Genomic DNA, 13,008 nt, shown 5'->3' on the forward strand with positions numbered 1-13,008 from the left:
GTTTTTGCATTTGAACTCTATTAAAAAAGGTTGTAGAATAAAAATAAAGCAAAAATGCTGATGTTTATTTTAAACACAACTGAATAAACGATCCACTGGAAGTGCCTTTGTTTAAGGCTGAGAGTAAAGAACGAACTTTATAATTCCTGGAACCTGATCCAGTTTGTACTGGCGTAGGAAAGTGGCGACTAGGATATCGTAAAGTTAAGCAAAACGCTATTTCCCTACTGCAGGGAAATAGCGTTTTTTGTTTACTAAGGAGTGGTGTTCATTTTTATAGCGATAACGAAATATAAAGATTTAACCAATGATGATTTACAACATTTTCTTGATATCTCGGATGGAATAGATGGGTTATTGTTTCGTACTCCCATGTCTTCAAGTGACTTGTCTTCATTTTTAAAATCACTTATAGAAAAAGGATTTCCTAAATCAAAAATCATTATTCATAGTGATGTACATTTACTTGAACAACTTCACCTCTCTCATATTCATTTTCGAGAAATGGATGAAGATGCATTTAGCTATAAATCCATACATCCAGAGATTGAAGTGAGTATGTCTACACATTCAATTGAATCTGTTAAAGCAGCTTATGAACACGATCTTGATTATGTTTTTTTTGGACACATTTTTAAGACACCTTCAAAACCTAATCAATTGCCTCGATCAAAAGCAGAGATTCAACGTGTGTTAGAGATTCCTATTCCAATTTATGCCATTGGAGGTATCACTGAAAAAACGATTCCTCAATTACCTCGTGGTTTTAAAGGAATTTGTGCGATTTCTTTTTTTATGAACGCATCTTTACAACAAATTGAACTGTTGCGAAAGGAGTGGTTGAAAGATGCATGATGTTTTAATCATAGGTTCGGGCGTGATTGGCATGTCTATTGCGCGACAATTAAGCCAATCTCACCTTGACATTGCACTTATCGATCGTGACGTGCCAGGTAAACACGCATCATATAAAGCAGGTGGTATGTTAGGTGCTCAAAATGAATTTACTAAAGATACTGATTTATTTAGACTTGCTCTTGAATCACGAAGTCTCTTTCCACAATTATGTCAAGATTTAGAAGATGAGACAGGTATTGATATTCAGTTTCAAAATTCAGGATTAATTAAAGTGGCTAATCGTCCTGAAGATGTTGAAAGTTTAGAAAAACAGTATCAATTTTTAAGCGGTTTAGATTCTAGCGTCATTGTTCTTTCAGATGAGGAACTTACTGATTTAACGAATGGTACAGTAACATCAAGTGAAATGGCTATTTACATTCCACAAGATGGACAAATTAATGCCAATCACTACACTAAAGCTTTATTTACATCTTTAAAGCAACGTCAAATTAAGCGATATTTTAATACAGAGGTACAATCTGTTCATCGCCAAAATGGGTACTACGATGTTGAAACGTCACAAGGCACATTACAAGCTAAGAAAGTCATTGTGGCAGCGGGCGCATGGACATCTAAATTATTAAATCAATACTCATTACCTAGAGATGTAGTCGGTGTAAAAGGTGAAGTCTTACTGATTGAAAATGATCATTTGGATTTAAAAGAAACCGTATTTATGACCAATGGCTGTTACATCGTACCAAAATATCCAAATCGTTTCTTAATTGGTGCCACAAGCGAGTTTGATAACTATTCAGTTGGTAATACAGACGATGGTATCTCTTGGTTACACCACTTTGCAAATGAACGTATACCAGAACTCGCACACGGCAAAGTCATTAAACAATGGTCTGGTGTCCGTCCATATACTGAAGGAGAAATACCGATAATGGACCGTATTGATGAAGATTTATATGTGATTTCTGGTCATTATCGTAACGGTATTTTACTTTCGCCTATTATTGGTCGTGATATCGCCAATTGGATACTCACCGGTGTTAAACCGCGTCGATATGAATCATTTAGTGCTTCAAGGAGGTTAAATCATGAAGTGTATCATTAATGGGGACACATTCAATTTTGATTCAGAACAATCTATTACATCTGTACTTGAATCTCTTGAATTAGATCCTAAACGTGTCATTGTCGAACATAATAAAACTTTAATTAAACAAGAAGACTACGATCAACATACAGTACGTGAAGATGATCGATTAGAATTATTAGAATTTGTTGGAGGCGGATAAAATGTTTAACATTGGACCATTAGAAATTAAATCTCGTTTATTATTAGGTACAGGAAAATTTGAAGATGAAGCTACGCAAACAAAAGCGATTGAAGCAGCAGAAGCGAATGTGCTGACTTTTGCTGTAAGACGTATGAATTTATATGATAAAAACTTACCTAATCCATTAGCAAATATTAATCTTAAAGACTTTATTACTTTTCCAAATACAGCCGGCGCTAAAACTGCTGAAGAAGCGATTCGTATCGCTGAAATTGCAAAACATGCTGGCGTATGTGACATGATTAAAGTCGAAGTGATTGGTGACGATGAAACATTGTTACCTGATCCATTTGAAACATATGAAGCATGTAAAGTGTTATTAGAAAAAGGTTATATCGTATGTCCTTACATTTCTAATGATGTCGTATTAGCGAAACGTTTAGAAGAATTAGGTGTTCATGCTGTCATGCCACTTGCTTCTCCAATTGGTACTGGACGTGGTATTAATAACCAACTTAATTTAAGTTACATTATTAAAAATTCAAATGTTCCCGTTATTGTGGATGCTGGTATTGGTTCACCAAAAGATGCGTGTCATGCGATGGAATTAGGCGCTGATGCTATTCTTTTAAACACTGCAGTTTCAGGTGCAAAAGACCCTGTTAAAATGGCTGAAGCAATGAAACTTGGTATTCATGCAGGTCGTCTCTCATATGAATCAGGACGTATTCCAGTAAAATATACAGCCCAAGCATCAAGCCCTACTGAAGGTTTAGGATTCTTATAATGCAACGCTATAACCGTCAATTGCGTTACCATGCATTTGGAGAGGATGGCCAAACTGCCCTCTCCAATGCAACCATTTTAATACTTGGTGCAGGCGCGTTAGGAAGTCACGTTGCGGAGCTTTTAGCACGTATGGGTGCACATCATTTAGCCATTGTCGATATGGATATCGTTGAATTATCTAATTTACATCGCCAAGCACTCTATACTGAAGATGATGCTCATCATATGGTCCCTAAAGTTCACGCAGTTAAACAAAAGATTGAACACATTAATTCAAATGTAAATGTTCAAACTTATTATCAAGAAATTGACTCTACAACTATTGAGGATATTTTAAAAGCCGTCAATCCTGATATTGTCATTGATGGTATGGATCATTTCAAAATTCGTTATCTTATTAATGAAGCCTGTCACAAACATCATATTCCGTGGGTGTATGGTGCTGCTGTAGGCAGTAAAGGTACCGTTTACGGCATTGATTTCAAAGGACCTTGTTTGAAATGTTTATTAAAACAAATTCCAACCAGTGCAGAGAGTTGTGCTATTAACGGCGTATTACCACCTGTGATTACACAAGTAGCAAGCTATGAGGTCACAGAAGCGATTCGTTATTTATCTGGTCATGGATTTTCTCATAAGTTAATTACTCTTGATGCATTTAACATTGATTATAAAGCAATGAATATCGATGTTTTAAAAGATGCTGAATGTGACGTATGTGGTAAAGCTCATTACGAATTATTAGAAACGAAACAACAACAGAAGATTGAAAGCTTATGTGGAAAAACCTATTTATTTAGATATCAACCTACTGCTTTTGACTATGCTGAACATTTCCCAGGTGATATTGTAAAATCAACCTCATTTGCAAAACTAATTAAAGACGGTAATTATGAAATCACCTTATTCAAAGATGGTAGAATGAATGTTTATGGCGTTGAAGATGATAATGAAGCAGAACAATTGTATCATCAATATTTAAAGGCCTTAAAATAAGTTGTACAATCCATATAATGTTATAACAAGCAATTCATAGTAAATTCCTATATAATGAATTTACTATGAATTTTTTATTCGAGTAATGTTTAATAACGGAGGATTTTTAATTTTATAATGGAACAAATTATTACCAATTTTATAGGCCAATGGGGCTATGCAGCCATTTTTATTCTTATTTTATTAGAAAATGTCTTACCTGTTGTTCCTTCTGAAATTATATTAACATTTGCAGGTTTAATGTCAGTTAAATCAGGTCTTTCAATTTTAGTTTTATTTATTATTTCAACAATCGCTTCATTTATTGGTTTACTTATTTTGTATTATTTATGTCGTTTAATTAAAGAAGAAAGTATTTATCGATTTGTTGATAAATATGGTAAATGGTTCAAACTTAAAGGAAATGATGTGAAACGTGCTAACGACTGGTTTAAACGTTATGGTGCGTGGGCAGTGCTATTATGTCGTTTCATTCCTGTTTTACGTGTATTAATCACTATTCCAGCAGGTATCAATAAAATGAACGTTGCAACATTTACGATGTTATCATTACTAGGTACAACGATTTGGAACTTTGCCTTAATTTTACTTGGTCGTCTTCTTAGCGATAGTTTCGACGTATTAATGTCTGGTATTCATACATATTCTTACTTTATGTATGTGATTCTTATCATTATTATTCTATATGTACTCTATCGTCTATTCTTCAAAAAAAATAACGCTAAATAAGTACATTACTTTTACTTTCAAATCAAATTTACAACAATTTAAGCATCACTGTTGAAAAAGTGATGCTTTTTAACGATAATTTATGTAAGCGGTTTTATGACTCTGCTTATTATCCAATAAATTTCCCATACAGGAGTGAAATCAAATGTCTCAATCTACGGAAAGTGAATTAAAGAAAAAGTATTTGGATTTACTATCTCAGCAATTTGATAGTCCTGAAAAACTTGCAACAGAAATTATTAATCTAGAATCCGTTTTAGAATTACCAAAAGGTACTGAACACTTCGTCAGCGATCTTCATGGTGAATATAAATCGTTCCAACACGTATTAAGAAATGGCTCTGGTAATGTCCGTGCTAAAATTAACGATATCTTTGCAGGTAACATATCCCAAAAAGAAATAGATGATTTAGCTGCGCTAGTGTATTATCCAGAAGAAAAATTAAAGCTCATTAAGAATGACTTTAATTCAAAACGTGAGTTAAATGAATGGTATATCTTAACAATCGAACGTTTGATTGATTTAATCACGTATTGTTCTTCAAAATATACGCGTTCAAAACTACGTAAAGCCTTACCTTCAGAGTATACATATATCGTTGAAGAGTTGCTTTATAAAAATAACGAATTTAATAATAAAAAATCGTATTATGAAACACTCTTAAATCAAGTTATCGAGCTTGAGCAATCAGATGATTTAATTATTGGATTATCTTATACCATCCAACGTCTTGTCGTCGATCACCTTCATGTTGTGGGTGATATCTACGACCGTGGTCCAGAACCTGACAAAATTATGGATACATTAATTGACTACCATTCTGTTGATATTCAATGGGGTAATCATGATGTACTTTGGATTGGAGCTTATGCAGGTTCTAAAGTGTGTTTAGCCAATTTACTACGTATATGTGCACGCTATGATAACTTAGATATTATTGAAGATGCATATGGTATTAATTTAAGACCTCTCCTCACTTTAGCTGAAAAATATTACGATGGCGATAACCCAGCGTTCAAACCGAAAAAACGTCCTGATAAAAAAGTGGGCTTATCTAAACTCGAAGAAGCACAAATCACTAAGATTCACCAAGCCATTGCAATGATTCAATTTAAACTTGAAATGCCAATTATTAAACGTCGCCCAAGTTTTGAAATGGAAGATCGTTTAGTTTTAGAAAAAATAAATTATGATACAAACGAAATTACAATTTATGGTAAAACGTATCCTTTAAAAGATACTTGCTTTAGTACAGTGGACCCTAAAGACCCTGCAACATTATTACCAGAAGAAGAAGATGTTGTTAATAAATTATTACTGTCTTTCCAACAATCTGAAAAATTAAAACGTCATATGGCCTTTCTAATGCAAAAAGGTAAATTATACCTCCCTTATAATGGTAATCTTCTTATTCATGGGTGCATTCCTGTAGATGATCATGGTGAAATGGAAGCTTTTGAAATTGAAGGTGTAAAACATAAAGGCCGTGATTTATTAGATGTCTTTGAACGTCACGTACGCTTAGCATTTAGCGACAAAGAGAAAACAGATGATTTATCTACGGATCTTGTATGGTATTTATGGACAGGTAAATATAGTTCTTTATTTGGTAAACGTGCTATGACTACATTTGAGCGCTACTTCATTGAAGATAAAGCGTCTCATAAAGAACCGAAAAACCCGTATTATTACTTACGTGAAGATGTAGATATGATTCGCAAAATGCTAAAAGATTTCGGACTTAATCCTGATGAAGGTCGTATTATCAATGGACATACACCAGTAAAAGAAATCGATGGCGAAGATCCTATTAAAGCCAATGGTAAGATGTTAGTCATTGATGGTGGATTCTCAAAAGCGTATCAATCTACTACAGGTATCGCAGGTTACACGTTACTTTACAATTCATTTGGTATGCAGCTTGTAGCACACCAATTCTTTGATTCTAAAGAGAATGTCTTATCTGATGGTGCTGATGAACTATCAGTACGACGTGTCGTTGATGAAGAATTACAACGTAAAAAAATTAGAGATACGAATGTCGGTAAAGACATTATGGAACAAATTCGCATGTTAAAATTATTAATGCACGACAGATATTTAAAATAAACCTATAATCATAATGCCCAGCAACAGTTCAAATGAACTGTCGCTGGGCATTTTTATTATTTATATACGTTTCTTAAAATACCATAAGTTCCATTGTCGTACTCATCCATTGATTTTGTACTCCTATGGAATGTCGCTTCTTTATCGTCATTAATGTGATAAATAATCATATCTTTATCTGTAATATCATGATATGAAGAGGCTGGAACTTCGACAATATTTTGATTCGTAATCACATTGTCAAACCATCTTGGACTATGCTTTTCATCGAATAAAATATGATTACGAAGCGGTCCATTTAAATTATTACGTGCTTGATCATCTGTAAAGGATACTGGCATCATATTTACATTATTTAATCCAAATTCTGGAACTAACTCATTAAATGCAAGACTATTAAAAATAAATGATTTGGTCATTAATAAGCATTTGTTATAGCGAATTAAGTCTGCATACATACGATCACTACTTGATAATAAATTTCCTTTAAAAATTTCAAAACCGAGTTCTTCAGCTTTATCAGAAGTGTTACTAAACAAGTTAAACACCATCACTGGAATACCATGCGATTGTAACTGTCTACCTAAGTGATAAGAAAATTCGCTCTCACCTACTAAAATGACACCTGGAGGTTCAGTACTTGCTAAACCAAGCATTTTACTTATTGGTGTAAAGCTAAAACCATATATGACTACGGTAATAAATACTAAACCAAATGTTACCGGTGTAATATAAGATGCCATTTTCATATTATCATTTAAGAATAATCCACCGAAAAATTGTGCTACAGTTAATACGACAATCCCTCTTGGTGCCATCATGGCTACAAGCGCACGCTCTTTTTTAGTGATTTCAGTACCAATGGTAGATAATAAAACAGCAATTGGACGTACTAACACAATCATGACAAGTGAGAAAATCACAAGCTTCCATGATAATACATTCATCAATACAGATGGTGTTAATGATGATGTAATTAAAATAAACACCGTTGAAACTAGAATAGAAGACATATTTTCAATAAAATGATCTGACTCTTTATAAATTAAATCATGTCGTTTATAACGTGCCATCATTAATCCAAAAATGGTTACTGCTAATAAACCAGATTCATCGAGAATTTGGTCACAGATGCTAAACACGAGCAATATAAACACCAATTGAATGGAAGGCATTAAATTTTGTGGTATGACATCGCGTTGGATGAGCCAATTGAAGAAGAATGAAGCACCAAAGCCAATTAATGCTACAACCAACATTTTAAAAATAAATATAAAGAGTAATTGGAAACCAAAACCTTGTCCAATGATTTGATACACATAAAATGCAGCTAATGCTAGTATTGGACCAAGTGGATCAAGTATAATACTTTCCCAACGTAAGACAGTATCTACACTGTTTCTAACTTTGGCTTGTTTTAACAGTGGCTGAATCACTGTTGGTCCAGTAATAAGAAGTAATCCTCCCATAACAATAGCGATAGAAATAGGAAAACCTAAAATTTTATGTAAGGCAATGGCGCCAAGCACCCATGCAATTGTGGCGCCTAGCGTAATAATACGTATAACCGCCTTAGAAATGCCTTTTAATTCTCTAAAATCTAAATTACTACTTCCTTCAAATAATATGATTGCTACCGCAAGAGATACAATTGGACTAAATACCTCTGAACCTAGCGTATGCTCAGGATTTGCTAGTCCTAATATGGGTCCCACTAATAAACCAACAATCGACATTACTACAATCGAAGGCCATTTAATTCGATTTGCTAACCATTGACTGAAGATACCTAATGCAAGAAATAATACAATAACTAGCATTACAGGTAAATCAAATAACATATCTACACCTTCCTTATTTAAATTGAATATATTGCAATATCCTATCAAACTTTACTGAATACTGTATAGTATATTTATTACATTTTTTAATAACATTTATATGAGAACTATAAACTATTATATACCCCATATAACTTAAAATTTATACAAATTCTTTCGAATGTATTTTTGAGAAATACAATGTTCATTACAAGTAAACTTTAATATTTATTTTTAACAAAATGTCCTTTAAAATAGATTAATATATTCTCATGTGTTTGATTTAGAAAGGATTTTTAAAAATGAAAGTTTTAAAAGAATCGATGATCGTAGCATTTGCCTTTGTAGGTGTTGTCGTTGGTGCTGGTTTTGCTACGGGTCAAGAAATATTCCAATTTTTCACAAGTAACGGTCAATTCAGTGTATTAGGGATTATTATTACAGGATTAATCATCACACTTGGCGGTATGTTCGTCTTAAATACTGGTTACAACATAAAATCACATAATCATTCAGAATCCATTCATTACTACTTGCATCCTATGATTGCTCGATTATTTGATATTGTTCTAACATTATTCTTGTTTTCACTCGCTATTATTATGAGCGCGGGCGGTGCATCTACAATTCAAGAAAGTTTTCATTTACCTTATTGGCTTAGTTCACTTATTCTCGTAAGTCTTATTTTGGTTACATTATTTTTAAAATTTGATCGTTTAATTGCAGTACTAGGTATCGTTACACCTTTCTTAGTTATCGTCGTCACAATTATTGCGATATATTATCTTGCAACTGGCCATCTTGACTTTGAAAGTGCAAATCAATATGCACAGCATAAATCATCTATTTCACTTGGATGGTGGTTTGATGGTATCAATTATGCCAGTTTACAAATTGCTGCTGCCTTCAGTTTTCTAAGTGTAATGGGGGGACGTTTACATGACCAACGTGCTTCTATTTGGGGTGGATTAATTGGTGGCGTCATTATTACATTTTTACTTTTAATGATTAATTTAGGCTTAATTACAAAATTTAATGATATTAAATCCGTAGCGCTTCCAACCTTATTATTGGCACGACATATCTCACCTATTTTGGGAACTATCATGTCTATTATTATGATTCTAGTTATTTATAATACTATTGTAGGCTTAATGTACGCATTCGCCTCTCGTTTCACAACACCGTTTTCAAAACAATATTTTGTACTTATTATCGTCATGACAATCGTGACGTTCATTTGTACATTTATCGGCTTTATTTCACTCATTGGCAAAGTATTTCCAATTATGGGGTTATTTGGCTTTATTCTACTCATTCCTATTTTATATAAAGGGGTTAGACATTTTAAATATTCAAAAAAAGAAGGTTCAAAGGGAGCACATTAATCTCCTTTTGAATCTTTTATTTTTATAGATTAAATTTAATACTTTACGGGAATAATAGGTATGGAGGTGTCGTTAATGACCAATCAACTATTTATTAATAATGAATTTGTAGAAAGTAAGTCAAACGAAACAATGGACGTGATTAATCCTGCTACGGGAGAAACAATCGATACGATTACATTCGCTACTGAAGAAGAGGTAAACGACGCAATTGAAAAATCTAAACACGCTCAACTTGAATGGGAAAAAGTACCAGCTCCTACACGTGCTGAGCATGTAAAATTATTAATTCCTTTACTTGAACAACATAAAGATGACATTGCTCATTTATACGTTAAAGAACAAGGTAAAACAATAGTACAAGCTAAAGGTGAAATTGATAAATCAATAGAATTCATTGATTATATGGCAAGTTTAAGTATGAGTAACAAAGGTGAAGTATTACAAAATAGTATAGTAAATGAAACTATTCAACTGACAAAAAAACCAATCGGTGTGACGGCTGGTATTGTACCTTGGAATGCTCCAATTTTAGTGCTTATGCGTAAAGTGATTCCAGCTATTGTAACGGGTTGTTCTGTCGTTATCAAACCAAGTGAAGAAACAACATTATTAACATTAAAAATCGCTGAACTTTTCCGTGATTCAACTATTCCAGCTGGTCTTATTCAAATCGTTCCAGGTACTGGCGAAACAGTTGGAACACAATTGGCAACTCATAAAGATATTCAACTTGTTTCATTAACAGGTAGTATGGGAGCAGGTAAAGCTGTATTCAAAAACGCAGCTGACAGCATTAAAAAACTTAACTTAGAACTAGGTGGAAATGCGCCTGTTCTTGTCACACAACACGCTGACTTAGATAAAGCTGTTGATTATATCGTTACTGCACGTATTAATAACGCTGGTCAAGTATGTACATGTCCAGAACGTATCTTTGTTCATGAAGATGTACATGATGACTTTATTAACAAAGTGAAAGATAAAATGGATGCGCTTCAAGTTGGAGATCCATATGATGAAAACACTGACTATGGTGCAATCATTAATCAAAAACAATTAGATAGTATTGATGATAAAGTTCAAGAAGCAGTAAAAAATGGAGCAGATTTAGTGTTAGGTGGTCATAAATTAGACCGTGAAGGATTCTTCTACGCTCCTACTATTTTAGATCATGTAAAAACGACTGATAGTGCTTTTAAAGAAGAAATTTTTGGTCCTGTTCTTGCTATAACTACGTATACAAACTTTGATGACGTTATTGATATGGCAAATGATACTAACGCTGGTCTATCATCTTATATTTTCTCTGAAAACTTAAAAGAAATTATGACAGCTACTGAACGTTTAAAATTTGGAGAAGTGTATGCGAATTGTGAGGCAGAAGAAGCAGTCAATGGTTATCACGCAGGTTGGAGAGAATCTGGCCTTGGTGGTGCAGATGGTATTCATGGTTTTGAAGAATATTACAATACAACTGTAAGTTATATTAGATGGTAAATTAAAAATAAAAAAAGAGAGCAAGAAAGAATGGCGTTACATTCTTTTTTGCTCTCTTTTTATTTATTTAATGCTTTATCAAGGGCTTGAATATTTTTTTTCATAATAGATTGAAACGTGAGTGTTTGGTCTTCTGATTGAGATTGAGACAATACTGCTAAATTATTAAAATTTACAGGTTGTGTTTGTGTCTCTTGACGAATCACATCGGTTATTTTTGAAGAAATATTTTGTTCATATAAAATATACGGTTCATGTGTGTCTTTTATTTGATTAATGAGCGCTAAGATGTCTTTCTGACTTGGCTCTTTATTATTCATACCACTAACCCCTTCTTGTTCGAAGTGATAACGTCGCGCTAAATATCCTAATGAATCATGAGAAATAATTACTTTATCTCGTTTAGGACGCGTCGTTATATTAGATAATGTATGGTCAATTTGTTTTAAATCTTCAACTAATTGTTTATAGTTATGCTCATAATATATACGATGTGTAGGATCTTTGTGAACTAAATCATCTTTAATTTTCTTTGCGAATTGTTGATCTAGTACTGGATCAAGCCAAACATGAGGATCATATGATGTTGCTTCATGATGATGTCCATGTTCATCGTGATCATCGTCTTCATTCACAAGGATTTGTTTATTTAAACTATTTGCAACCGCCAATTTCATATCATTATTATTCATTGATTTTGTAATTTTAGCCGCTACTGGATCAAGATGATCACTTGAATAAACAAATAAATCACTCTTTGCAATATTAATCATATCGCGTTGACTAGGTTCATATGTATGCATATCAGCACCCGGGGGATAAATCGTATCTACATCCACATATTTACCACCAATTTGTTTTGTAAAGCTTTCAAACGCAAAAACCGTAGTATAAATTTTCAATTTATTCTCAGTTGTTACTTTTTTATGTTTGTGAGTGATATCGCGATTTGTACTACAAGCAGATAATATGAGGCACAAACACATTAAACTGATGATTGCGATCATCTTCTTCACACAAACCCCTCCAAAACGTAATAATTTCGTTCTCAACTATATCTGTTCTTTTATAAAAAAGCAATGACTTTGTATTTAAATTTTTTATAATTTTTATATTCTAAATTTTATTTATGTAATGTTTTAATTTAGCGGAAATGTGATAAATAATACTAAGACATTATATAAGGAGTGAAGTAATATGGCTGAAGAAATTAAACAAGGTAACAATAAATTTTATGTAGGTGAAGACGAAAATAATCCTAAAGCAGAAATCACTTACAAACAAGTCGATAACAATGAAATTGAAATTGATCACACTGGTGTATCTGATGAATTAGGTGGTCAAGGTTTAGGAACTAAATTAGTTGACGCAGTTGTAGAACATGCTCGTCAAAATAATTTAAAAATTATCGCTTCTTGTCCATTTGCAAAAGATGTATTAGAAAAAAATGATAGTTACCAAGATGTTTATTTAGGATAAAAGTAAAATATCAGAGTCCGGGACATAAAGTATCTAGATAAGTGAAAAAAGACAATTTCTATTGAAAT

General features: G+C 33.0%; 12 protein-coding genes and 1 riboswitch. Of the genes, 10 read left to right on the plus strand and 2 right to left on the minus strand.

What is annotated here, in order from left to right; genetic code table 11:
- Window positions 1-87 precede the first annotated feature (87 nt).
- A riboswitch (TPP riboswitch) is annotated at window positions 88-197 on the plus strand.
- Window positions 198-264: 67 nt separating this feature from the next.
- The 7 genes from HMPREF2578_RS09335 to HMPREF2578_RS09365 all read left to right on the plus strand — a co-directional run bounded on the left by HMPREF2578_RS09335 (window position 265) and on the right by HMPREF2578_RS09365 (window position 6,753).
- Window positions 265-855 carry a thiamine phosphate synthase gene (locus HMPREF2578_RS09335; RefSeq protein ID WP_070508419.1) on the plus strand — a complete coding sequence of 197 codons (591 nt, stop codon included), beginning with the start codon at window positions 265-267 and terminating at the stop codon, window positions 853-855.
- Window positions 848-1,963 carry a glycine oxidase ThiO gene (thiO, locus tag HMPREF2578_RS09340; protein WP_070508420.1) on the plus strand — a complete coding sequence of 372 codons (1,116 nt, stop codon included), beginning with the start codon at window positions 848-850 and terminating at the stop codon, window positions 1,961-1,963. Before HMPREF2578_RS09335 ends, thiO begins: the two co-directional genes overlap by 8 nt.
- Window positions 1,947-2,147, plus strand: coding sequence for a sulfur carrier protein ThiS (gene thiS / locus HMPREF2578_RS09345; RefSeq protein WP_017175036.1), 201 nt, complete (start codon window positions 1,947-1,949; stop codon window positions 2,145-2,147). Before thiO ends, thiS begins: the two co-directional genes overlap by 17 nt.
- A gap of 1 nt (window position 2,148) precedes the next feature.
- Entirely contained in the window at window positions 2,149-2,916 is a 768-nt protein-coding gene (locus HMPREF2578_RS09350) for a thiazole synthase (RefSeq protein ID WP_019834971.1), read from the plus strand.
- Window positions 2,916-3,914: a ThiF family adenylyltransferase gene (locus tag HMPREF2578_RS09355; protein WP_048681941.1), complete on the plus strand. Its 999-nt coding sequence runs from the start codon at window positions 2,916-2,918 to the stop codon at window positions 3,912-3,914. Before HMPREF2578_RS09350 ends, HMPREF2578_RS09355 begins: the two co-directional genes overlap by 1 nt.
- A gap of 117 nt (window positions 3,915-4,031) precedes the next feature.
- Complete coding sequence (locus HMPREF2578_RS09360) at window positions 4,032-4,643, plus strand: undecaprenyl phosphate transporter UptA (protein WP_002448460.1); 612 nt, start codon at window positions 4,032-4,034, stop codon at window positions 4,641-4,643.
- A gap of 145 nt (window positions 4,644-4,788) precedes the next feature.
- Window positions 4,789-6,753 (plus strand): fructose-bisphosphatase class III, encoded by a 1,965-nt coding sequence (locus HMPREF2578_RS09365; RefSeq protein WP_070508421.1) that lies wholly within the window; start codon window positions 4,789-4,791, stop codon window positions 6,751-6,753.
- Between the two features lie 56 nt (window positions 6,754-6,809).
- Here the strand turns inward: HMPREF2578_RS09365 and HMPREF2578_RS09370 are convergent, their stop codons facing one another.
- The gene (locus tag HMPREF2578_RS09370) at window positions 6,810-8,594 is read right to left on the minus strand and encodes a cation:proton antiporter (RefSeq protein ID WP_070508422.1); all 1,785 of its coding nucleotides are present in this window, start codon (window positions 8,592-8,594) and stop codon (window positions 6,810-6,812) included.
- Between the two features lie 281 nt (window positions 8,595-8,875).
- Here HMPREF2578_RS09370 and HMPREF2578_RS09375 point away from each other — a divergent pair, with 281 nt between their 5' ends.
- Window positions 8,876-9,961: a YkvI family membrane protein gene (locus HMPREF2578_RS09375; protein WP_017175041.1), complete on the plus strand. Its 1,086-nt coding sequence runs from the start codon at window positions 8,876-8,878 to the stop codon at window positions 9,959-9,961.
- 75 nt (window positions 9,962-10,036) lie between these two features.
- Window positions 10,037-11,461 carry an aldehyde dehydrogenase gene (aldA, locus tag HMPREF2578_RS09380; RefSeq protein ID WP_019834966.1) on the plus strand — a complete coding sequence of 475 codons (1,425 nt, stop codon included), beginning with the start codon at window positions 10,037-10,039 and terminating at the stop codon, window positions 11,459-11,461.
- Between the two features lie 59 nt (window positions 11,462-11,520).
- Here the strand turns inward: aldA and HMPREF2578_RS09385 are convergent, their stop codons facing one another.
- Entirely contained in the window at window positions 11,521-12,477 is a 957-nt protein-coding gene (locus HMPREF2578_RS09385) for a metal ABC transporter solute-binding protein, Zn/Mn family (protein WP_048762231.1), read from the minus strand.
- Window positions 12,478-12,658: 181 nt separating this feature from the next.
- Between HMPREF2578_RS09385 and HMPREF2578_RS09390 the strand changes: the two genes are divergently transcribed.
- Window positions 12,659-12,940 (plus strand): GNAT family N-acetyltransferase, encoded by a 282-nt coding sequence (locus HMPREF2578_RS09390; protein ID WP_002448625.1) that lies wholly within the window; start codon window positions 12,659-12,661, stop codon window positions 12,938-12,940.
- Window positions 12,941-13,008: the final 68 nt, after the last annotated feature.

The sequence above is a fragment of the Staphylococcus sp. HMSC072H03 genome (assembly GCF_001809305.1).
GTDB classification, from domain to species: Bacteria; Bacillota; Bacilli; order Staphylococcales; family Staphylococcaceae; genus Staphylococcus; species Staphylococcus hominis.